Annotated in this window: 15 protein-coding genes and 1 tRNA gene; 8 read left to right on the top strand and 8 right to left on the bottom strand. The window is 73.2% G+C overall.

Features of this window, described 5'->3' with window-relative positions; genetic code table 11:
- Nucleotides 1-23: 23 nt before the first annotated feature.
- Nucleotides 24-1721, top strand: a complete 1698-nt coding sequence (locus RM779_RS23775; protein ID WP_311619830.1) for a SpoIIE family protein phosphatase — start codon at nucleotides 24-26, stop codon at nucleotides 1719-1721.
- A complete protein-coding gene (locus RM779_RS23770; protein ID WP_449657305.1) occupies nucleotides 1718-3091 on the top strand; it encodes a BTAD domain-containing putative transcriptional regulator in 1374 nt (457 codons plus the stop codon). The genes RM779_RS23775 and RM779_RS23770 overlap by 4 nt, the downstream gene beginning before the upstream one ends.
- Before the next feature lie 54 nt (nucleotides 3092-3145).
- Here the strand turns inward: RM779_RS23770 and RM779_RS23765 are convergent, their stop codons facing one another.
- The 4 genes from RM779_RS23765 to RM779_RS23750 are packed head-to-tail and all read right to left on the bottom strand — an operon-like array spanning nucleotide 3146 to nucleotide 14707.
- Nucleotides 3146-4504, bottom strand: coding sequence for a hypothetical protein (locus RM779_RS23765; protein ID WP_311619770.1), 1359 nt, complete (start codon nucleotides 4502-4504; stop codon nucleotides 3146-3148).
- 38 nt (nucleotides 4505-4542) lie between these two features.
- Nucleotides 4543-8319, bottom strand: a complete 3777-nt coding sequence (locus tag RM779_RS23760; protein WP_311619769.1) for a hypothetical protein — start codon at nucleotides 8317-8319, stop codon at nucleotides 4543-4545.
- Nucleotides 8316-10676: a hypothetical protein gene (locus RM779_RS23755; RefSeq protein ID WP_311619768.1), complete on the bottom strand. Its 2361-nt coding sequence runs from the start codon at nucleotides 10674-10676 to the stop codon at nucleotides 8316-8318. The genes RM779_RS23760 and RM779_RS23755 overlap by 4 nt, the downstream gene beginning before the upstream one ends.
- On the bottom strand, nucleotides 10673-14707 hold the full coding sequence (locus RM779_RS23750) for a DUF6603 domain-containing protein (RefSeq protein WP_311619767.1): 4035 nt from the start codon (nucleotides 14705-14707) through the stop codon (nucleotides 10673-10675). Before RM779_RS23750 ends, RM779_RS23755 begins: the two co-directional genes overlap by 4 nt.
- Nucleotides 14708-15127: 420 nt before the next feature.
- Here RM779_RS23750 and RM779_RS23745 point away from each other — a divergent pair, with 420 nt between their 5' ends.
- The gene (locus tag RM779_RS23745) at nucleotides 15128-15748 is read left to right on the top strand and encodes a hypothetical protein (protein WP_311619766.1); all 621 of its coding nucleotides are present in this window, start codon (nucleotides 15128-15130) and stop codon (nucleotides 15746-15748) included.
- Between the two features lie 200 nt (nucleotides 15749-15948).
- On the top strand, nucleotides 15949-17496 hold the full coding sequence (locus RM779_RS23740) for a substrate-binding domain-containing protein (protein WP_311619765.1): 1548 nt from the start codon (nucleotides 15949-15951) through the stop codon (nucleotides 17494-17496).
- A 112-nt stretch (nucleotides 17497-17608) separates the two neighbouring features.
- Here RM779_RS23740 and RM779_RS23735 read toward each other — a convergent pair whose 3' ends face one another.
- Entirely contained in the window at nucleotides 17609-18130 is a 522-nt protein-coding gene (locus tag RM779_RS23735) for a hypothetical protein (RefSeq protein WP_311619764.1), read from the bottom strand.
- A gap of 95 nt (nucleotides 18131-18225) precedes the next feature.
- Between RM779_RS23735 and RM779_RS23730 the strand changes: the two genes are divergently transcribed.
- Nucleotides 18226-19731 (top strand): helix-turn-helix domain-containing protein, encoded by a 1506-nt coding sequence (locus RM779_RS23730; protein WP_311619828.1) that lies wholly within the window; start codon nucleotides 18226-18228, stop codon nucleotides 19729-19731.
- A 104-nt stretch (nucleotides 19732-19835) separates the two neighbouring features.
- Here RM779_RS23730 and RM779_RS23725 read toward each other — a convergent pair whose 3' ends face one another.
- The gene (locus RM779_RS23725; protein WP_311619763.1) at nucleotides 19836-20783 is read right to left on the bottom strand and encodes a sigma-70 family RNA polymerase sigma factor; all 948 of its coding nucleotides are present in this window, start codon (nucleotides 20781-20783) and stop codon (nucleotides 19836-19838) included.
- An 84-nt stretch (nucleotides 20784-20867) separates the two neighbouring features.
- Here RM779_RS23725 and RM779_RS23720 point away from each other — a divergent pair, with 84 nt between their 5' ends.
- From RM779_RS23720 to RM779_RS23710, 3 genes are all read left to right on the top strand, one after another.
- Entirely contained in the window at nucleotides 20868-21176 is a 309-nt protein-coding gene (locus RM779_RS23720) for a hypothetical protein (protein ID WP_311619762.1), read from the top strand.
- Nucleotides 21173-21532: a DoxX family protein gene (locus tag RM779_RS23715; RefSeq protein WP_311619761.1), complete on the top strand. Its 360-nt coding sequence runs from the start codon at nucleotides 21173-21175 to the stop codon at nucleotides 21530-21532. The genes RM779_RS23720 and RM779_RS23715 overlap by 4 nt, the downstream gene beginning before the upstream one ends.
- An 82-nt stretch (nucleotides 21533-21614) precedes the next feature.
- Nucleotides 21615-21791, top strand: a complete 177-nt coding sequence (locus RM779_RS23710) for a hypothetical protein (protein ID WP_311619760.1) — start codon at nucleotides 21615-21617, stop codon at nucleotides 21789-21791.
- A gap of 15 nt (nucleotides 21792-21806) precedes the next feature.
- Here RM779_RS23710 and RM779_RS23705 read toward each other — a convergent pair.
- A tRNA-Cys gene (locus RM779_RS23705) sits at nucleotides 21807-21878 on the bottom strand.
- 98 nt (nucleotides 21879-21976) lie between these two features.
- Complete coding sequence (locus RM779_RS23700) at nucleotides 21977-22831, bottom strand: NAD-dependent epimerase/dehydratase family protein (protein ID WP_311619759.1); 855 nt, start codon at nucleotides 22829-22831, stop codon at nucleotides 21977-21979.
- Between the last annotated feature and the right edge of the window lie 138 nt (nucleotides 22832-22969).

Genomic DNA, 22969 nt, shown 5'->3' with positions numbered 1-22969 from the left:
CCGGACGCGAGGAGGACGCAGCCATGATCAGCGAGGGCGGCCACGGGCCTGCCGGGCGCCCCCCGGCCGTGGCGGCGGAGTGGCTGCGCCACCTGCCGGACTTCCCCGACCTGGGGAGCTACGTGGTCGACGACCGGGGGCGGATCATCGAGGTCACCGACCGCGCCGCCCAGCTGCTCGGCCGGGCTCCGGCGGAGCTGCTCGGCCAGGACGCCCACGACCTGCTGCACCGGGGACGCAACGGGGAGCCCGTGCCGGGGACCCGATGCCTGATGAAGCAGGTACTCCTCGCCGGCCGGGCCGCCCAGGGGGACCACGAGTGGTTCGAACGCGGGGACGGCTCGCTGATGCCGGTGGCCTGGGTGGTCGCCCCGTGCCGGGTCGGCGAAGGGCGGACCGGCGCGGTGATGTTCTTCCACGAGCTCGACGAGAGCCAACAGGAATCCTCGGCGGATTCGATGCCGGAGGTCGACCGGCTGGCCTTGCTGGCCGAGACCACCACCACCCTCACCTCGACGCTGAACACCGGCGAGACGTTGCAGCAGCTGGTGCGGCTCGTGGTCCCCCAGCTGGCGGACTGGGCCGTGGTGGACCTCTTCACCGAGGAGGGGAACGTGTCGCGCGCCGCCGTGGTGCACCGCGAGCAGCACACGCTGGTGCACCGGGAGGACCTGGAAGGGCCGCTGCCGCCGGTGCCGCAGGCGTCCCTCATGCCCCTGTCACGAGCGCTGCGCGGGGTGACCGCGACCCTCGCGGGCCCGGAGGACTACCAGGGCCCCCCGGACTCCGGCGTGGCGGTGGTCCAGCGGCAGCTGTTCCGGGCGACGGGCATGCACTCCGCGAGCATCGCGCCGATCCGCGGCGTGCGCGACGTGCTCGGCGCCCTGACCCTGGGGCGTTCCGACCGGCCCGGCTCCTTCACCACGGCGGATCTCCTGCTGGTCGAGGACATCGCCCGCCGGGCCGGGCTCGCCCTGGACAACGCACGCCTGTACGAACGCCAGCGACGCGTCGCCGAGACCATGCAGCGCCATCTCCTGCCGCAACTGCCGCACGTGGCGGGTCTTGAGATGAGCGCCTGCTACGTACCCGCCCTCGACGCCTCGCAGGTCGGCGGCGACTGGTACGACGCGTTCCTCCTCGCCGACGAGACGCCGGCCCTGGTGATCGGCGACGTCGTCGGCCACGACCTCGACGCCGCGGCCGGGATGGCGCAGGTGTGCAACATGCTGCGCGCCTACGCCTGGGACCGCCAGGAGCCGCCGAGCGCCATCGTCAACCGCCTCGACGAGGCCGTGGCGCGCGTGATCGGCACCTCGCTGGCCACCGTGATCTTCGCCCGGGTGGAGCGCACGGCGGGCCCGGGGTGGCGGCTGCGGTGGAGCAACGCCGGGCACCCGCCGCCGCTGCTGATCGAGCACGACGGGCGGGCCCGCTTCCTGGAGGACAGGCAGGGCATGCTGCTGGGGACCGGCCTCGCCCTCGACCGCACCGACGCCGTCACCGAACTGCCGCCGGGCGCCACCCTGGTGCTCTACACGGACGGACTGATCGAGTCCCGCGGCCACTCCCTCGACGAGGGCATGGACCTGCTGAGGCGGCATGCCGGCAGTCTCGCCCGCCGCCCGCTGGCCGGTCTGTGCGACGAGCTGCTCAGCCGCGTGCGCCCGGCCGACAACGATGACGATGTCGCCATGCTCGGGCTGCGCCTCCCCCGGTGACACGCCCTACGCTGGCGGGCGTCATGGAGTTCCGGCTGCTCGGCCCGTTCGAGGCACGTCATGAGGGGCGCCAGGTCCTGACGGGGGCCAGGCGCCAGGAGCGGTGTCTGCTGGCGGTGCTGCTGCTGCGCGCGGGGCGCGTCGTGACGACCGGGCACCTCATCGACCTGCTGTGGTCGGGCGGCGCGCCCGCGAACGCCCGCGGCACCGTGCACACCTACATCGGCCGACTGCGCGCGGCGCTGCGCCCGTTCGGCGGGCCCGAGCTGGCCACCCGGGAGGACGGCTACCGCGTCGTGCCGGGGACGTATCGCCTCGACACGGCCGAGTTCACGGCGCTGGTGCGGCAGGCCGGGGCCGCGCGCGACCCGGGGACGCGCGCCGACCTGTACGACCGGGCGCTCGGCCTGTGGCGCGGCCCGCTGCTGGACGGCACCGCCGACGGCGTGCTGCGGGAACGTCTCGGCGGCGAGCTGGCGGAACTGCGGCTGTCCGCGCTGGAACGACGGGCCGAGGCGCAGCTCGCGATGGGCAGGCACGACCGGGTCGCCGCGGATCTGGCGCCGCACGCCGGGGAGCACCCGGAACGCGAACAGCTGGTCGCCGCGCAGATGACCGCGCTCTACCGCGGCGGCAGGCAGGCAGAGGCGCTGCGGCTGTACCGCGGCACGCGGCGGGCGCTGGTGGACGGGCTCGGCATCGAACCGGGCGCCGCGCTGGCCTCGTTGCACGACCGCATCCTGCGCGGCGACCCGCAGCTGAACCAGCCGCAGGCGCCCGCGCCGGTGTACGCGGTCCGGGTCGGCGAGGAGTGGCTGCCGTGGAGCGCGGGCGGCCACCCCGCGCTCGAACTGTGCAACACCTACGCGGGCTGGGGCGGCCAGGCGCTGCCGGGCGGGGAGTGGCTGCGCCGCTACGCGACGCTCGCGGTGTGGGCCGGGCACCACGATCTGGCGGCGGAACGGCTCGTCGCGCAGTTGCTGGCGCGGGCGGGGCGCGAGCCGGCGGCGGCCGCCGCCGTGCTGGCGGAGGCCCAGGCGTTCCGGGCGCGGCTGTACGCGTGCCTGACCGACCCGGCGGACGCCGCGTCGTTCGCCGCGGTCGCGGCGGTCGTGGAACGGGCCGCGGCCGTCTCGTCGTTCACGCGCGACGAGGACGGTCTCGGGCACTGGCGCCTGACGCCCGCGGCGGGCCTGCGGCTCCCGCTGTACGCGGCGGCGCGCGCCGCGGGCGAACTCCTGGCCGACCCGCGCCGGTTCACGATCCGCGCCTGTCCGGGCGAGAACTGCGGCTGGCTGTTCCTCGACGCGAGCGGACGCCGCAGATGGTGCAGCCTGGCGACCTGCGGCGCCGGCTGCACCGCCCCCTGACGGCGCACGCGCCGCCCGCACCGCGTTGCCATGCCCGGCGCGTCCACCCGCGGGTCAGTCGCGCGACACCTGCCAGTAGGACTCGACCACGCGGTTGCCCGGGTCCCACACGAACGGCTTCCTGCGGTCGCCGTCCTCGTGGTACGCACTCGCGTAGAGCCAGCCCGGGTAATGCGTGTTGTTGAGCCCGATCCGGTCCCCGTCGGCGACGACCGTACTACCGCCGCGCTCCAGGTGACCGGAGACACGGAGGGCGTCGTGGATGCTGACGTCGCAGCCGGACAGCACGTCGACGGAGCTGTTGACGGACAGGTGCGAGCCGTACGGGCCACGCAGCTCACGAATGCGGAAGATCTTGTCGTCGTCGACGGCGGAGACGTTGCCGTGGGCGGTCAGATCGCCGGCGACGGTCAGGTCGCCGGCGACGTTCAGATCGCTGTTGGCGGACAGCACCCCCGAGACGGTCAGGTCCTCGTTCGCCGACAGCGTCCCGGCCACCTCGACCCGCGCCCGCGCGGACAGGAGTCCGGAGACGGTCAGATCCTCGTTCGCCGACAGCGTCCCGGCCACCTCGACGCCCGCTCGCGCGGACAGGTCCCCGGAGACGGTCAGCCGGTCGAGGGTGGGGTCGGTGACGGTGACGGTGAGGGTGGCGTACTGGTAGATCGGTTCGAAGCCGTTGCCGTTCCCCTGGGTTTCGGGGGACATGGACGCCTCAAGGGTGAAGGTGGTGTCGTTGGTGACGCCGTTTTCGAGGGTGAAGAAGGTCTCGGGTCCCTGGTGGACGATGTGGCCGTCGCCGTCGTACAGCCGGAAGAAGGCGCCGTTGCTCTCCCACGAGAGGTGGACAGGGCTGCCGCCGGTGAACTTCGTCCGCGGGGCGGTGGCCTCGGCGCCGCGTGCCAGGAAGCCCTGGAGGTAGAAGACGGGCTCCGTGACCACGAGGGTCAGCTCGGCCTTCTTGTTCGTGTGGCTGCTGCGGTCGGTCGTCGTGCCCGAGTGTTCGAGGATCAGGTAGGTGAGCGAGCCGGTGGACGTGCTGAGTGTGCCGCTGAGCCCGAAGTCCACGGGGTCGCGGATCAGGTCGTACTCCTCCGCCACGGGATGGAAGATGGCGCGCCACCACGTGGTGCCCGCTTCGAGGCCCAGCTCCTGTCCGGCTATCTGGGCGAAGGTCGTGGTGATCCACTTGTCGCTGCTCGTCGAGAAGACCGGCTGTTCGGTGAAGAACGCGCCGCCGCCCTGCTCGTTGGCCGGGACGGCGACCTTGATCTGGTCGCAGTAGACGTCCTGTCCGCCGGGGGGAGGGGCGACCGCGAGGTTGATGGTGCCCTTGACGGGGGTTCCGGGGCTGCTCGCCTGGAGCGGCGCCGGCCTGGTGGCTGTGCGATAGCTGAGCAGGGGATCGGACATGGGCCAAGCCTCCTCGGGTGGAACGGGAAAGGTCTCGGCTACTGCTCCGGCTCGGTGAGGAAGCCGAGCAGGCCGTCTTGGAGCGTCGTGGGGCGGTCCTGGAACGGTGCGTCAGGCAGCGCCTGGATCAGCTCGTACGGGGTCCATGGGCCGGGCACCGGCGCGGGGCGCAGCCACGACCAGGTGCCGTGCTTCTCGGCCGGCCGGGGGAAGGTGACGGTGCGGCCGTGTTCGCTCGTGAGGACGGGGCCAAAGCGGAAGGCGGCCTGAAGGCGGCGGAGGGCGTCGTCCACGTGCCGTGCCGGGACGGTGGCCTTGACGGCCGGGGTGATGCCGCAGGTGGCGTGGACGGCGGCGCGCGGGTCGAGGAGCAGGAGCAGCCCGGTGGGTGCGGTGTCGCCGAAGGTCAGGGGCAGGTAGTTGGCGTCCTGCGGGGCGTTCTCGGCACCGGGCGCGCCGATTCGGGTGATGTAGTCCTGCTCGTCGTCGGGCGCGGTGACGCTGTCGAAGCGGTCGAAATCGTAGCCGCCGCCCGCGGCGGTGCGGTAGAAGCCGACGAGGCCGTCGTCGCGGGCGGGCTGGTCGCCGAGGCGGACCGCGAACTCGTGGGCGGTGAAGGCGGGGGGCGGGGGGTTCAGGGTGGCCGCCCAGCCGGTGTCGCGGATGGGCGGCCCCTGGAGCGTCAGCCGCAGCTGCGCGGGCACCAGTGCCAGGGGCCGCCCGATCAGAACGGACAGGTCCTGGTCGGCGCGGCGGCCGAGGGGGTCGGTGGTCCACAGGGTGGAGTCGATGACGTCGAGGAAGGCGGTGAGGTTGGCCTCGGTGGCGAGCCCAGGGGAACGGAGGAGGCCGGCGATCACCGGGGCGAGGGCCTCGACCTCGTCGAGGGTGGTGAGGGTGCCGTCGGGCGGGGGCTCCCACTGGCCGGTGCGGCGGCCGTCGGTGCCGGTGAGCAGGCGGTAGGTGCCCAGGAGGCGGCCCGTCGGGTGGTACAGCAGCAGGCTGTGGTCGAGGTGGTTGGGCAGGAGCCAGCCGGCGATCGGGCTGGGGTCGGCGGCGGTGCCCACGACGCGGGTGCCGGTGGCGCCGTCGAGGAGGTCGAAGTCGAGCCGGGCGGGCTGGAGGGGGCGCGGCGGCAGTTGGGCGACGGCGGCGACGGTCGGGGTGAACGAGGTGTCGGGGGCGAGGGCGTCGTCGATGACGAGCGGGAAGGAACGGTAGTCGTGCAGGCCGCCGTACTTCGGGTCGGGGCTGACGACGTCGAGGACGCGGCCGAACTTGTCGTACAGGAAGACCTGTTCGAGGTGGATCTGGCCCTGCCGGGTTTCGTGGAAGGGGGCGCTCTCGCCGCCGGGCAGGGCGGGGACGCTGGTGACCCGGCCCCGGTAGCGGGCGGGCAGCCCGTCCTCGGTGGCGGCGTCGGGGTAGCCGGCGAGGCCGGCGATCTCGGGGTGGTCGGTGTCGTCGGGGGTGGGCCGGCGGAAGGCGCCGGTGTCGCGGGCGGCGAGCCGGTCGTTGAAGCCGGTCAGCTCCTGGGCGAGGAAACCCCAGTCGCCGATGGCCGTCAGCCAGGTGTCGAGTTGTTCGCGGTGTCCGGCGGTGCCGTGGTGGGAGACGAACTCCTTCAGCCGGGCGGCGAACAGGGCGCGGGGGTGCGGGCCGAGCGGGGACGTGCCCTTGATGGTGACCGGCTCCGGGTCGATGGCCGCGCCCGGTGCGCAGCGGTAGTCGGTGCCGTCGAAGGTCCAGCAGCGCCGCCCGCCGACGGTGTGGGGGATGTGGTGGTAGGCGGCCTTCCACTCCATGACCAGGGGTTCCCAGGGCTGCGCCCAGGGGTCGAGGCCCAGCGCGGGCAGGGCCCAGCCGTAGTCGGCGGGGCGGTGGGCGGCGAGGGTGGCGGCGATGTCGTCGGCCGGCAGCCCGGTGGCGGCGGCCAGCGCGGGGGCGTTGCCCGGGTCCAGCAGGAAGTACTCCGTCAGCAGCCGCGGCACCTCCGCCGGGAGCGCGTCGAGGCCCGGGAGCACGGGCACCGGACCCTGGCCCGGCGTCGCGGTGACCGCCGTTCCCCCGACCGTGACGGCGGCGGCGGCCGGCCAGGCCGCGTCGGTGAGGGGCCGGACGGGCAGGGGCTCGTCGGAGACGGTGGCGTCGGCCGGGGGCCGGACCCCGGACAGACTCACCACGGGGTTGCCGCTCTGCCAGAACGGCTGTGCGGGCATGGCCTTGAGCCTCGCGCCCCCGGCCAGCCCTCTGGCCCTGGCGAACGCGTCGATCCCGGCGAGCAGCGCGTCGTGCGCGTCGGCGTGGCGCCCGGTGCTCGCCGGCTGGGGGACTTCGGCCGCCAGGGCGAGCGCCTCGGCGGTCTTCGCGCTCACCGTGTGCGCGAGTGAGCCCGGCCGGTCCTGGTCCAGCTCCGCCTGCATCAGCTCCTGGTCAGGCGCGTCGTCGGGGGGCGGGAACAGCACGTCGGCGAGACCGTTCTTCAGCCACAGGGCGTTCAGCTGCCACTGGAGGGCGTGCAGTTCACCGAGGTGCCGGTCGAGCCGGTGCTGGTCGTCGTTGAGGGTGGTCAGCCAGCTCGGCGGGGTGAAGGGCCGCGGCGCCGTTCCCTCGCCCGCCGTGTCGTCGGGCGGTGTGTCGTCGGGCGGCGGTGTCACCGTCCAGCGGTGTCCGCCGGACGAGGCGCCGAAGGCCGCGCCGTGGATGCTGCGGCGTACCCGCGCGTCGCCGCCCTTCTCGTCGGCGAGCGTGAGCAGGTTGTGCAGGAACGCGCGGATCAGTCCCATGTCGGAGCCCGAGGGTTCGCCGCCGCCGGCCCGCAGCGCGTGGCCGACGAGCGCGGTGAAGGAATCCTCCGTGGTGGTGCCGACTGCGACGTTGAGAGCGCCGCTGTCCCGGGTGGCGTGCAGCGGGTCAGGGGCGGGGGCCGCGGTGGCGGCCGGGTCCCAGGGAACGGTCAGGGCCAGGCCGTTGTACAGGCTGCGGGCGGCCGGGACGACCGCGGCGTCGGCGGCGGGGTCGCCGGTCAGGCGCGGGTCCTGCCAGCCGAGGTGCGCGAGCTGGTCGGCGTAGGCGGTGCCGGGCGGACGGGCGGCGAGGATGTCGGCGTCCGGGTCGGAGTACCACCCGATGACCTGGTAGCCGAGCGTGTCCGCCGAGGCGATGTCGGAGAGGTCGTCGAAGAAGGAGAAGACGTTGCTGTTGTGCGGGGCGTAGGTGGCGAAGTACGGGTTCCCGGTGTTCATGGCGGTGAGGAACAGCGGGTCCCGTCCGGCCCGTTCCGTCCAGGGGGTGGCGTCGGTGTGCGGGAAGGCGAGCCCGATGTGGACCTGGTGGGCGTTCGACGTCCTGGCGTTGCGGTGGGGATCGGCGCTGGCGCGCCAGGCGCGGAGGGTGTCGCCGGAGACCAGGTAGGGGCTGGAGCGCTCGACGGGATGGCCGGCCCGGAGGGCGTAGGGCGTGTGCGGGCAGTCGCTCTCGATCACCCAGGCCCTGGCACGGCGCGCGGTGGCGCCGCTGAAGCGGACCACGAGCCACCGGTTGGGCACCAGCGGGTAGGTGGTCTCTCCGGTGTCCTGGTCCTGGACGCCGTGGCGCAGGCCCCTGGGCAGCGTCCAGTGCAGGTGCACGCCGGGGGCGCTGTGGACCGGGTCGTCGCTCTGCCGGTCCCCCTCGCCCGGCTCCGGGCCGGCGAAGTCGTCCAGGGCCAGGTAGTTCTGGCGCCAGATGCGGAAGCCGTCCTGGCGCCGGAGGGCCTCGTTCACGACGAGGGCGTCCAGGGCGACGGGGACGACGAGTGCGGGACGGGCGGTCATCCGCGGTCTCCTTCGGGGCCGTTGAAGCGGATGGCCTCGGGGACCCTGACCAATTGCATGGCCAGGTCGGCGGGGCCGATCGGGCCGACCGCGGTGCCGTGCGCGGCGTTCAGGGCGGCTGCCAGCGCGGGGATGAGCGAGCCGATGTCGAGGGTCCTGACGTTCGGGTCGGGGGTGCGGCGGAGGTGGTCGAGGACGGGGAAGTCGAGGCCGGGGGCGATCTGTTCGCCGAGCGGCAGGCCCCGCGGGGAGCGCGGGGGCCGCAGCACGTTCCGCAGCGGGATCAGGCCGTGGTCCTCGACGCCGAACCGGAAGCCCTCCTGGGGCTCGCTGATTTCGACCGCCGCGGGCAGACCGTTGAACAGGCACAGCAGCACGGTGGGCGAGAGGTGGTCCATCCGCAGGACCGGCAGGAGTTCGCCGGCCGGGTCGTAGGCGCGTACGGCGAGGTTCGGCCAGCCGGAGACGAGTGCCGAGCGCAGCAGCAGGCCGCTGCCGGGCCCGAGGCCGGGAGCCGCGTCCGCCGCGGCACCGCCGCGCCGCGCTTCGCGGTGCCCCGCCGCCGCGTCGGCCGCCGCCGTCCGGATGGCAGCGGTCACGGTCCGGTCCTGAAGGGTGTCGCGGCTGGACTGGGTGCCGATGGCCAGGGCGCCGGAGACCAGGGCGGCCAGCCAGTTGGGGTCGGTGTGGAAGAAGCGCAGCGATTCCTGCGGCAGCATCCGCTGATCGGGCACCAGGTGGCTGAACGGCACGGGTTCGAGCAGCAGAAGCTGTCCGAGCCAGTCGGCGACCCGGCCGAAGTGCTCCCGGAGGCCGTCGTCCCCGGCCAGTGCCGCCGTGAGGGCGGCCCGGGTCGCCTCGGAGCGCAGGAAGGTGTCGAGTTCCCCGGCGGGGTCGGCCGGCGGCGCGGCGGGCGCGGGCGGGGTCCACGGGTCGCGGGGCCTGCCCGGTGGGGCGCCGAGGGCGGTCAGCAGGTGGCCGTCGAGGAGGGTGCCGAACGCCGCGGGCGCGGTCCCCGGCCGCTGCCGCCCGTCGCCGCCCGGGGACAGGTGGGTGCTGGTGGCCTGGTGGTGGAGGGTGTCGACCACCTGCCGGACGGCATGTCTGAAGGCGAGCAGGTGCTGCGCGAAGGCCGCGTCGGCCAGGGCGATGGCCCGCCCGGTTTCGAACGCGGTGGCCAGCGAGGCATCGAAGCTGCCCCGGGCGGGGTCGTAGGCGAGGAGCGCGTCGGCGGTGGTGGCCTGCGCCGCCCGGTCGGTGCGCGGGGGCACGACCGGGGTGAACGGGCCCCGGTACCAGCCGTAGGTGGTCTCGCCCGACCGGATGCGGTAAGGCAGCGGCACGTAACCGTCGTTGAGCCTTCGGGCCACGTGCCGCCGGGGGGCAGGAACGGCGTCGGTGTCCTCGTAGGGGGAGGGCAGCCGCAGCCACATCTCCTCGCGCCCGGCCCGGGAGCCGTCCGGGGTGCGGGTGAGTCCATCGGCGAGGCCGGTGAAGTCGGCCTGCCGGTCGGGGTGGGCCAGGAACGACCAGCTGCACAGGGACAGCAGCGCCACCGACGTGCGGCCCCGGAGGTCAGGGTCGGCCACCAGGACCTTTTCGTGGCCCTCCAGGGAGACCAGGTGCACGACGTTCCTGATCCCGCTGTCGGCGTCGGAGCCGCGCGGGGGCGCGGCCGGGAAGCGGCCCGCGACGACGACGGAGAACAGCCCGTCCTCCTGGATGCCCAGGATGGGCCGGTCCCCGGTGTTGGCGCCCCGGCAGTGCGCCAGGAACCGCAGCTCGTCCAGGCGCGGCGCCACCGCGGGGAACGCCGCGGCCGCGACCTGTATGTACGCGCAAGGGTCGCCGGGCCCGATGTCGCTCTCCACGGTCAGCTCGGGTTTGAGCACGTCGGCGTCGTCGGCCAGGAAGTCCTGGACGGTGGCGGAGATGGTGCGGGTCGGGGCGGCGGTGCCGCCGACCAGCTGGTCGTCTGTGAGGACCAGCAGCGCCAGCCACGGCGTCTCGCGCGACGTGCCGGGTCCGCTCATCGGGCGCTCCCACGGGAGCATCGGGTCGCCCAGCACCACGTGCGGCAGCACCTCGGCGAACCTGCCGCTCGACGCGTCGGGCGGCTGCCTGGCGACCACCGCGTTGGTGTCGATCGCCACCTGCGGGGCACGGACGGTGAACCGCTGCACGGCCCGGAACACGTCGCCGACGACCGGGGCGCCCTCGTTCGGGCCGGTGCGCAGCGCGTGGTCGGCCTCGACGCGGTAGTCGCCCGCGGGGAGGGCGGGCAGGTAGTTGTCGTGCAACTCGACGTCGCCCAGGGGGATCGCGTCGCGGGCCGGATGCTGCGGGCTCGGGCTCATGTCCTGCTCCCTGCGTCCTGCGGCGAAGTCCAGGTCATGGGTGCCTGGCTGTAGAGGTGACCCGCGCCCGCCGCCAGGCCGGTCAGGGCGTCGTTGGCGCCGGAGAGCAGCCCGGCCTCGGCCAGGGCCGCGTACACCTGGTCCCGCCCGTCCTTCGCGGCGCCCCGATCGGCGCGGCCGATGAGTTCCACGCCGGCGGAGTCGGGCGTTCCGGCGAAGTCGCCGTTGACGGCGGGCCGCCCGGGCAGCGGGCAGAGGCCGGGCGGCAGTTCGTCCTCGCTGTACTCACTGAGCGGGAAGACCCCGCGCGAGGGGGCCAGTCGGGGGCGCGGTGCCCGGACATCCCAGCCGACCGGCCGGTCGGCGAGTACATCGGCGCTGGGCGCGGCCGGGGTGTGGCTGAACGGGACCGGCGGGGCGCCCCACAGCGACGCCGGCAGGTTTCTGGTGCGGGCGGTCATCGTCCAGCCGTCCGTCGGCGCGGGCTCGTTCCCGCGGTACAGCTTCAGACGGTGCTCGCCGACGAGCCCGGTGCGGTCCATGGGCCGGATGTCGACCAGCGGGCCGTCGTCGGACCCGGGCGGGGAGAGCGGTGCGTCGCCCACCCGCAGATGGCTGGCCGGCAGGGCGGACTGGGTGAAGAAGCGCAGGTCGCGGGCCCGGACGAGCCACACCGTGCCGCCGTCGCCATGGCCGGCGCCGGCGCCGGGGACGGTGTCGGGGACGGTCTTGTCGACGCCGTTGACCGGCGCGATGGTGACGATGTCCGCCGGCTTGGGCAGCATGCTGCCGAACTCGGACCAGCCCAGTGCCTCGCCGTCGGTGGCGGCGGGCCCGGGGCCGAAGCCGATGGTGATGGAGTGGATGGGGAGATGGACGGTGACCGTGCCGCCGGTCGGCGGCCCCCACAGGTTGAGGGTGGCGCCCACCGAGCCGCTGAACGACACGTGCAGGGGCCCCACGTGGAGACTGTACGAAGCGCCGATGCTGACCGCGACGCGCGCGGTGTAGGAGAACGGCCGCCAGGACAGCAGCAGATCGGCCTGGGCCGTGAACCACGCCTGTATGCCGCCCGCGTGGAAGACGGCGTGCAGCCGGTAGCCCGCCATCACGCACGACGGGGTGAGGGCGAGATACGCCTCCGCCGTGAGGGAGACGGCGTCGCTCACCGCCCAGTCGATGCCGAGCCGCGGCACCACCGGGTAGTGGGAAGGGCGCCGGAACGCCGGATGGTAGCCGCCGAGGCTGATCACGAACTGCCCGGCGTTGGGGCTGGGCCCGAACCACACGGCGCAGGCGAACCCGCCGGTCAGGTGGCAGGAGGGCGTCAGCACGTAGGAGGCGGGGGACAACTGGGCGGACAGCTCGAAGCTGCCGCGGGTGGGCCGGATGACGGCTTCCAGGCCCAGTTCGGCGTAGACGTAGGTGCGGCCGGCGGACTCGGCTGGCAGCGGCAGTTGCAGGGTCGCGATCCCCAGCACGGCGAACGCCAGTTCCTGACCGAACTCGGCGGCCAGCAGCACCTTCGCGTTCACCACCTCGGCCACGGTGAACTCCACGCCGAGGCCCAGCCAGTACGAGCCCTCGCGGGGGGCGATCCACGGCCGGGCGCGGCCGCCGGGGACCGCCGGTTCCCGCCCCTCCAGGACGTCCAGCACGTGGGAGGGCTTGTGCCCGCCCGAATCCGGGCCCTGCTTGTTGAGGCTGAGGAGCGGGAAGCCGGTCACTTCCCCAGGACTGGGCAGGGCCAGCTCCCGGTTGAAGCCGAACCCGGCCATCAGCCCGGTGACCAGCACCGGCGGCGGGCCGCCGAGTGGCGCCTCCAGCTGGGCGAAGACGAACAGCGAGGGTTGGCCGTCCTTCAGCTGTGCGTAGGAGCCGACGGCCGCCAGCGAGAAGCTCGGCAGGGCCACCGTAGCCGTGCCGTCGTACTGGAACGCCACCTCCTGCGGCAGCCGGTCCTCGGGGAGGTGCAGCAGGGCCCCGGAGATCTCCACCGGCGGGGCGGTGTAGGCGATTCCGAGCCCGTCCAGGCGGAACACCGGCGCGAACCTGTCCAGCGGCGAGCCCACCGCCAGGCCGTCGAGCGACAGGGACAGCGGCCCGATCGTGACGCCCGCGTCCAGCGCGAACAGCAGCACGTTGTGCTGGTACAGCACGCCCACGCGGTTGATCTGCACCACGCCGATCTGTTTTTGCACCGACACCCACAGACCGTTCGAGGCCGCGCCGCCCGGTGCGGGCAGCTGGTCGGCGGGCGGGTCGGCGGGCGGGTCGGCGGGCGGCGGTTCCGGTGCCGGGGCCCGCCCGTCTCCGCCCGCTGGCGCGGGGCTCGTCGACGGCACGCCGAGGGCGATGGGAACGGCCTCGCCCCCGATCCGCAGGTCCGCCAGCGCCGCCACCCCCGGCTTCAGCCCGGCCTCCGGGAGCGGCACCACCCCCGCCTGCCCGAGGAGCCCGTTGATCAGGGAGACCGCCTGGCGGTCCAGGTCGCCGGAACTGTAGAGGACTTGGAGGTTCTCCACGGCCATGTCGCCCCCGACCGCCGCCAGGAACCCGCCGACCAGGGGAAGCCGGGAGAGGTCGAAAGCCGCCGCGAGGTCGACACCGACGACGAACCGCGCCGGGCCGTTCGCCGGCTTGGTCCGCACGAACTTGGCGTCCTTCAGACCGATGCGCAGACCGTCGGGGACATCCGCCGCCAGGTCGGCGGAGAAGTGCGCCACCCAGTCCCGCAGCACCAGCTCGGTGCCCTCGGGGGCCCCGTGGAGGGTGGCGGCGAACACGTCGCTGCCGGACCTCTCCCGGTCGAAGACGAGGCCGAGGACGTAGTCGCCGATCTCCAGCGTGCCGCCGTACCGCGCCCCGGAACCGTCCCAGGTGACCGTCGCGCGCAGCGAGGCCGTGATCCCGTCCGCGATCGTGAGGTGTCCCTCGCAGACGAAGTCGAAGTGGGGGGTGCCGACGGTGTGGGAGAGCGAAAGGCCGGTCAGCTCCATGGTCCTGACCGGTTCCGGCACGTCCGCCAGCCCCAGGCCCTGGATCAGCGCGCCGACTTCGAGGGGCCGGCCGGCGGCGAGGCCGCCGCCGAGGACCCATTCGCCCTGCGCACCGCCGCGTCGCGCGGCGACGACGTCGAAGGCGAGGGACGGTCCGAAGGTCACGGTGCCCCGGACGGTGAACGAGAACTTCTCCACGCTGTCGTAGAACAGCTCCAGGGACAGGGACGTGACCGCGAGGGGGCCGATTCCCCACTCCCCCGTGACCCGCGTCCGCAGGACGTACGCGTACCCAAGGTGGGCCGCGAACGAGAGTTCGCTGACGGCGCCGCCCACGTCGGGCACCGCGTCCGCGGGGAGGTGCAGCGACTCCAGCAGCGAACGGACGGGCACCGGCCGCTGATCGCGCAGCGCGCCGGTGACGAACAGGTCGGGAGCCCACAGGGCGATGTCGAGCGGAAGCGCCCCGATGTCGAGTGCGGCCACGACTGCCGCGGACGTCACCCGGTAGGGGCCCACCGGCCCGGTCTCCCCCTCCTTCACGGTGCGCGCGACGCGGAGGTCGAAGCCGGCGACGTTCTTCGGCCCGAACCCGAACTCGCGCAGCCCGTCCTGCACCGTCCGCCATACCTCGTCACCGGCGAAGCGCCTGCCCAGCCCCTCCAACTGGGCGGCGAAGGCGCCCGGTTGGACCGGCCGCACCGCGGCGATCAGCCACCCGGCGGGGTCCGCGGTCACGGTCGAGGTCACCGCGACGCCGTCGAACGCGCCGCTGAGCACGAGGGTGACCACGCCCCGGCTCGTCACGGTCACCGTCACACCCGTCACCGCGACGTTCAGACCCGAACCGGCGGGCCAGGCACAGGAGTCGCAGGCGAGTCGGAGGGTCAGCGTCGCGCGCCCGTCGTCCCACTCCGGTTCCCCGGAACCGGCCGCGCCCCGGCAACTGCCGCCGGGGAACGTGGCGAGCATGTCGCACAGCAGCGCGGGAAGTGCGCCATCCTCCGCGTTCAGCGTCGGGGGGTGCCCCAAACCCAGAATGTGCGCTTCCAGAGCGTCGAGATTGACTGAGCCCTGTCCGGCCGATCGTGGCACTTCGCAACCTCGTCCCTGATCAGACAGGCGGCCAGGACAAGCACGCGGGACTCACCACGCGTCCCCTCCCGGCGGCTCCCGAACCGCCGATCCCCCTGTGGTTCCCGCATGCTCGCGGTCGTCCGACGCGGAACGCAAGCATGTGGCATGGGCAAGAATGCACTTCCGGACACTTTCCCGCGATCCGTTTAACGGACCGTTCCACGGCAACGCCCTTTGCTTCGCGCTTGGCCCTGGACGGAACGGGGTAGTGACTTCCGGATAAGCCGCGCACGCATGATCCCATTCTCACCAGGAGATCCGATGCCGCCTCGGCCGAAGAAGCGCCCCGGCCCGAAATCCTTTGTGTACGCCGTCGTGCACGACGACGACGGCAGGTTCCTCATGGGACGCAAGAATGTGAACGGACACTTCTTCCTGTCCGGATCGGCGATCCTCCGGCAGGGCCAGCGCTTGAACGGCAGCGGCCTCAACGCGCTGCCCGGCGGGGCGCTGGAGGACGAGGACCTGGCGGCGGCGGCGGGAAACCTGTACGCCGCCGTGCGGACGGGGGCGATGCGGGAAATGAGGGAGGAGTTGAACTTCACCTGCGAGGGCTACCAGGGATACCGGATGTGGACTATGGGGAACACGCGGTACTACGGTGCGTTCTTCCGCTGCGCGAATCCCAAGTTCATGGTAGTCCACTGCGCCCAGGCGAACGTCGCCCTTCGGAATGCAAAGAACGCGGTCACCGAAATCAAGCAGGGAACCATCACGGACTACACGCGGTTCCGGGAGAGATTCCCGCTGGCCCCCCTGGACAACGAGCTCGACACCGTTGAGATCTGGAACGTCAACACCCACTGGCCGACCATTGCCGGGTGGCGGAACGACCAGAATCTGAGCTGGTTCTTCGACATCCTGCACGAGCTCAAGGAGCCGTCGGGACGGCTCGTGACCGGCGCGATGGCCGCGGGCTCCAGCATGCCCGGGTGACCGCACCGGCCGACGCGTCACGGCCGAGGGCCGGGGCGAACACGTCCACGGTGACCGTCGGCGGCCACGGCACCCTCTACGTCTGACCGGCGCGCGCGGCGGCGGCACCGGCGCGCGCCCGCGCCAACCGGCGGTGAACAGTTGCCGAAGCCTTCCCCATGCCGCCTGGCGGGCCATGAAATCGGCCATACGTTTGGGCCGTGGTGGACTTCATCCGGTGGGACGTCGCCCTGGCCGTGCTGGGCGTCGTGGTCCCGATCATCGCCGCCCTCTACGAATTTCTTGTCGTCGGCCGCAAACGCCTGGGCTACCGCGTCCAGATGGACACCACGGCCACCGACGAGGTCCACTCCGCCTACGCGGGCGCCCTGGCCCAGCTGCGGCAGGGCAACGGCCGCACGCTGGTGGACCCTTCGTTCGTGCTGCTGCGCATCGAGAACGTCGGCGCCACCCACATCGACGAGAGCGACTACGCCGTCCTCGACGACGACAAGGTCGGCATCCGCGTCAGCTTCCCCGGCCGCCGCGTCGCCGGGATGGTGGTCACGGAGCTGAGCGACGAGTTCCTGCGGCCGTCGTTCGAAGGCGGCTCCGGACTGCACGTCAGGGACGGCGTGATCCAGCTGCCCAAGGTCCCCATGAACCGCGCCGCCCACTACAAGGTGCTGGCCGCCCTGGAGCGTGACGCCGGGGAAACCCGCGAGCCGGGCGCCGAGTTCAAGCCGCCGAAGGTCGTCGGCGGCATCAAGGGCGGCGTCGGCTCCGGCCGCATCCGGGAGACCCGCAGCCGCACCGGCACCTCCCGGCAGGCCGTCGCGCTGGTCTGCTTCCTCGTCGTGGTGATCCTCGCCCAGCTCGTCACCTCCCTCGCCGACGACGACACGGCCGCGCCGCTCGACTGCGCCACCGGCCGCCTCACCGTCACCGGATCGACCGCCTTCGCGCCCGTGCTGCGGGAGGCCGCCGCGTCCTACGGGGACACCTGCCCGGGCGCGCGCGTGACCATCGCGACCGAGGGCAGCGCCGCGGGCCTTGACGAGCTGGACGAGGCCGGCCGCGAACACCCGGACGGGCGCCCCGCGATGGTCGCGTTCTCCGACGGCCCCAAGGGCGGCGACCACCCCGCGCTGCTGCCGCGGCCGATCGCGTTCTCCCTCTTCACCCTCGTCATCAACGAGGAGGCCGGAGTCCAGGACCTGACCGCCGACCAGATCCGCGACCTCTACCTGGGAAACGTCGCCAACTGGAGCGAACTACGCGGCAACGACCTGCCGGTGCGCCTCGTCGCCAGGCACGCCGACTCCGGAACGCGCCGCGCCTTCCAGCAGCGGGTGCTCGGCGGCACCCGCGAACCGGCCACCACCTCCGACAACTGCCGCGACCTCGACCCGGGCGCCGCGAGCGACGTGATCCGCTGCGAACAGGACTCCACGGACGCCGTCCTGGACGCCGTCGCCGAGATCTCGGGCGCCGTCGGCTATGCCGAGGTCGGCGCCGCGACCGGGCGCGGGGACGTGCTGCCGCTGCGCATCGACGGCCAGGCAGCCACGCTCGAAGGCGCCGACCACGGCGCCTACCCGTTCTGGGAGACCGAACTCGCCTACACCTACGGGGAGCCCGCCGCCGACTCGCTCGCCGCGAGCTTCCTGCGCTACCTGACCAACGAGGTCGGCAAGGACATCGTCCGCTCCCACGGGCACCGGCCCTGCGCGGAGCTGGAGAACCCGGTGCTGTGCCGCCCCGAATGAGGCACCGGCCGGACCGCGGCACGCGCGTGGCCCCGCCCAACGGCGGGGCCCGCCACGATCCCTCGTCCGAGGGGAGGGGTCCGGTACGAGCCGGACCACCTCCCAGTGTGGCTCAGCAGGAGTCGAACTTCCAGTCCTCCCCGGCCCTCGACCACAGCTGACCGGCCAGCCGTTCGTCGAACTCCGGAACGCCCACGGTGTACGTCACGTGCGCCTCGTCGCCCGCCAGATGCTCCACCGTGAAGGTCTCGACGGTCAGTTGACCGTGGTCGGCCGCCGCCTGGTCGAGCTGGGCCGCGTAGACCTCCGGGTCGACCAGATCGCGGCAGCGCTGCGAGACCATCGCGTACGCCGCGTCCGCGTCGGGCGCGAAGAACGCGTCGGTGTAGGCCCGGACGGCGGCTTCCAGTTCGGCCGCGGTCTCCTCGTCGACCGGCGGCGGGCTCTCCGCGCCCTCCTCCGTGCCCTCCGGCTCCTGCGTCGGTGTCTCCTCGGCGGCGTTCCCGTTCCCGTTCCCGTTGCTGTCGTCGTCGCCGTCGTCGTCGCCGCTGCACGCGGCGGTGAGGGCGAGCAGACCGGCCGCCGCGAGGGCACAGAGCCTGCCCGCTCGGCGCGGACGGATGTGAAGTGACATGCGCCCAGCGTGGCATGGCCCCGCTGATCCGCACCCCGCCTGTCACTCTTGTCCTCGGAGCACCGCGCGAAGGAGGCATAACCGCTGTGCAGGACATGCGGGTTCAGTGGCAGGCGGGGCGGCAGGACGCGCTGCTGCGCGAGCTGAGACGGTACGTCGTCGGGGAGGCGGCGGACGTGCGGCAGCTGCTCAACTGGCTGCACCGCCAGATCGGCGCCGACCTCGCGCTGGTCGCGGACACCGGCGCGGTCGAGGCCACCAGCGACGGCTTCCCCCCTGGCCTCATCGCCGGTATCCGCGCCCCCCTCGGCCGCGTCTCCGACGGCCGGCTCGCCGCCCTCGCCACCCGGGCGGGCCCGAAGCAGGTGCACCTCGAAGCGCTCGGCCCGCACGCCCCGCGCCCGGTGCTCGTGGCCGCGGGGGACACGCCGCTCAGCCGCGACGCCGCGGCCCTCGCCTCGCACACCGGCAGCGTCATCGCGCTGGTGCGCCGCGCGCGGGAGGCCGACAGGACCGCGCACGGCTACCAGCAGAAGGCGCGGCAGCTGCGGTTCGCCGTGTTCACGGCCCTGATGGCCGGGGACCCCGACCTCGCGCGCCGGATGACGACGGGTGCCGTTCCGCAGGTGCTAGACGCCCGGCAGGTGCGCATATACCTCCTGCACTGCGCGCCCGGCGACCGGGACCGGCTCGCCCAGACCTACCAGGACCCCGCGGGCTACCACGGGGCGGGCCTGATGGTGCCCTGCCCCGTTCACCCGGCCCACCTGATCTGCACCATCGCCGAGGACGACGGCACCGCCGCACCCGACGAACGCGGCGCGGTGCTGCGCCGACTGGTGCGGGACCGACCGCACTACGCGCTCGGCATCAGCGGCCCGCACCCGCTCGGCGCGACGGCCGCGGCGTACGCGGAGGCCGGGCACGCCCTGGCCGTCGCGCGCAACCTGCCGGGCCGGGTGGCGGACTACCGCGGCCGGCTGCCGCTGGCGCGGCTGCTGCCGCGGCCCGAGGCGACGGCGTGGGCCGCCGCGTTCGTGCACCCGCTGGCGTTCGCGCCGAAGCTCACCTCCGACATCGCCCGCCTCGCGGTATCCGTGTCCCGCTCGGGCGTGGCCCGCCTGCTCGGCATCAGCCGCAACACCGTCGGCACCCACATCGGCCGTGCCGAGACGCTGCTCGGCCTCGACCTCGCCGACGTCCACGCCAGGGCCGCCCTTGATCTGGCCCTCACCGTCAACGGCCCCGGCCCCGTGTCCGGCCCCGTGTCCGCGGCGGGCGGCGGCCCCGGCCCCGTGCCCGCGCCGGGCCTCGACGAGCTGCTGAACGCGCCGCCCGTGGTGGCGTGGGCGGCCGACCTGCTCAGGCCCCTCGCGGACCGGCGCGGCTCCGACCTGCTCGCCACGCTGCGGGCCTGGATCGACGCAGGCACCGACGCGCGCGCGACCGGCCGGGCCCTGGGCATCAGCCGCAACACCGTCAGGGCGCGGCTGCGCGCCGCGGAGGCCCTGCTCAACCGCGACCTGCTGACCCTGGCCTCGGGCGTCCACGACGTCGTGCACGCCCTGCGCATCACGGCGGACCCCGAGCGCCGGGGGTGAGCAGCGTGCACGCCCGCGTGCGGGAACTGAGCACGGTGCACATTGGGGCACGCCCGCGCGTCCTTCTACGCTCCGTGCCATGAAGAACACACGGGATATCAATGTCACTTGACGGTTCGCGGGGACGGCGCCGCGCCGGGTCGGTCCGCGACAGCCAGTGAAACCAGTGAAACCGTGCCGGACGTGTACGGGGCAATGTCGATTCCCGTGACACGTCCGGCATCGACCCGGAAGTGGACAAGCGCGTACGGGTGCCCGCCCGGCGCGATGAGCGCGCCGGGGCGGCCGGCGATGAGGACGGGTACCGCGGCGGCGATACGTCCGGCGAACGTCCTTGTCTCTTCCGCGATCGCCGCGGCTCCGCGGACCTCGGTGCGCGAGCCCGCCGGGAGCAGCCGGACATCGGCCGTGCGGACCGCGTCGGGAGCCATCAGCGTGACCAGCCGCGTGATGTCGCCGCCTCGTGCGGCTGCCAGGAAGGCTTCGATGATTTCGACGGTCTCTGCGGTCTCGGCGGTCTCTGCGGTCTCTGCGGTCTCTGCGGTTCTGGCCTGCCGCGCACGGGGCGCGGGCTCGTCCGGGCGGGCGTCGCGGAGCCTGGCGCGCGCCCGGCTGGCCAGCTTCTTCGCCGAGACCGCGTTCGTGTCCAGTACGGCCGCGACCTGATCGAAGGGCACGGCGAAGAGATCGTGCAGCACGTAGGCAGCCCGTTGCCCGGGGGACAGCTCACCGAGAAGCACGAGCAGCGCTCTGGACACCTCTTCGCGGCGGAGGAACGCCTCGTCGGCACTGAGCTGTTCGCTGCGGATGTCGTCGGACAGCAGCGGTAGTTCGCCGCGTCGCTCGCGGGCGCGGAGCAGGTCGATACACAACCGCGTGGTCACCGTGGTGAACCAGCCGTCCAGATTGGTCACAGCGGCCAGATCGGCCGCCTGCACCCGGGTCCAGGCAGTCTGGACCGCGTCCTCGGCATCCTGATACGAGCCCACGATCCGGTGGGCCAGGGACATCAGCCGGGGGCGGGCCGCCTCGAAATATTCAACAAGTTCCACGGAGGGGTCACCTTTGGGGCGTGCTCGGCGTCAGGAGGGGCGAGAGAGACCAGGCACCCGACGACCCCCCTTGAGGAAACCCCCATGAGCGTACAGATCGTCCGATTCAGCACGAGCACCGAGCAGGTCCCGGAAGTCGAGGAAGCCATCAGGAAGCTGTTCGCCGCGGTCGAGGAGGCCGCGCCGACGGGCATCGACTACACGGCGGTGCGCCTGGGTGACGGAGAGAGTGAAGCAACGGAGTTCCTGCTGGCCCTGCGGCTTGCGGACCCCGAGGCCAACCCGCTGCTCGGCATCCGGGAGGCCCTGGACTTCAGGGCCGCGATCGCGGCGTGGGCGGAGGCCCCGGCCGCCCCGCAGCCGGCGACCGTGCTGGGGCGGTACTCCCGTTGAGCACCGCACTGGAAACCGGACTGCTCCTCGCGACCATCGGCTGCGTCCTGGCCAACGCATTCGAGGTGGCCGCCAAGGTGATGCGGGCGCAGTTCGTGATAGAGAACGCGACCGAGGTCGGCGTGGGACGGAAATGGATTCCCCATCTCGCCGTTCTTGAGGGAGCCGGCACCGCGGGGCTCATTCTCGGACTGTTCGGCATGCGACCGGTTGGCCTGGCGGCGGCCGTCGGCCTCGTGCTGTTCTTCGTCGGAGCGGTCGGCGCTCATATGCGGGCCCGGGTGTTCCACAACATCGCTTTCCCCGCGGCCTTCCTCTGCCTGGCCATAGCCGCGCTCGTCCACTTCGCGACCTGACCGGCTGCCCCGATCGGATGGTGTGCCGCGTTTCGGCCGAACGGTCCCGAGGACCGCGACGCCCATGTGGTGGGGTTCTGCCGTGCAACTCACGGAAGCGGAAGTGGAAAAGGCCGTACGGGACGCGATCGGCGCGCCGAAAGGACTTCCCGTACAGGTCACGGACAACACCCAGGGGCTCGTCGATGTCGTCGCCCCGCTCACGACCGCACTGAATGCGGTATTGGACGAGAAGCGGAACAAGCAGAATAAGCAGTAGAAGCAGGACAGGAAGAGGCCATGACGGGAATCGAACCCGTGTAATTCGCTTTGCAGGCGAACCCCTGAACCACTCGGGCACACGGCCGGGTACCCATGACTTTGCCGCCCCGCGCGGGCCGGGTCAACCGGCGCGGGGCGGTCGTCACATCGAATTAAAGCGGGTTCACAGGGCGCAATCGCCGGTCACAGCAGCCCCGCGTCCCGCGCCGTCCACACCGACGGGACCAGCGGGCGGTAGCCCAGCTCGTGACGGATGCGGGTCGTCGACATCACACTGTGCCAGGGGTCCCGGGTCTCCTTGTCGTACGCCTCCTGCGGCACCGGCAGGCCGTGGAGCTGGAAGAGGTCGACCGTGGTGACCGGCGCGTCGTCGGCGATGTTGTACACGCCGTGCGCCCCGGGCGCGTACAGCAGCCGCCGCAGGCCCTGCGCCACATCCACGTGGTGGCCCATGTGCAGGCGCTGCATGGCGGGCCAGTTCGGCGCCCACTCCATGACGTTGACCAGGTGCGGGTCCCCGTCGCCGTATACGAACGGCAGCCGTCCGATGCGGAGGTCGTCGAGGCCGTTCATCTCCCCGAGGGCGCGCTCGGCCTCCCACTTGGACTCGGGGTAGGCGCCCCAGAGATGAGTGCCCGGCACCGTCTCGTCGCCCTCGACCAGCGCCCTGCCCCGTCCCTCGCCGTACACGAGTCCGGTGCTGACCTGCACGAACCGCCGCACGCCCGAGGCCACCGCGGCCCGGCCCAGCTCGATGGCCGCGTCCCGGTTGACCGCCCACGCCTCCTCGTCCGGCACCCCGCGGAACGCGGCGGCGACGTTCACCACCGCGTCCACGCCGGCCGTCGCCTTGCCGAGCGCCTCCGCGTCGCGCAGATCGCCGACGACTACCTGGGCGCCGAGCCCGGCGAACCGCTCGCCGCGCGCCGCGTCCCGCACCAGGACCCGCACCTCGTCGCCGGGCGGCGCGCCTTGCAACAGCCTCGGTACGAACCGCCGCCCGACCTGGCCCGTCGCTCCTGTCACCAATGTCAGCATGGCTGCCTCCTCGTCGTCGTCGCCATGTCCGACAGCGTGCGCGAGCGGCGGCAGGGGCGGGAGAGACGCGGTTATCCAGGGAGCGGCACTCCTTGGATACGAGGTTGGATACGAGTCCGGGTCCGGGGACCCTGGAAC

It is taken from the genome of Streptomyces johnsoniae (assembly GCF_031845565.1).
Classification (GTDB): Bacteria; Actinomycetota; Actinomycetes; order Streptomycetales; family Streptomycetaceae; genus Streptomyces; species Streptomyces johnsoniae.
This window is presented reverse-complemented; position numbering and strand designations above follow the sequence as displayed.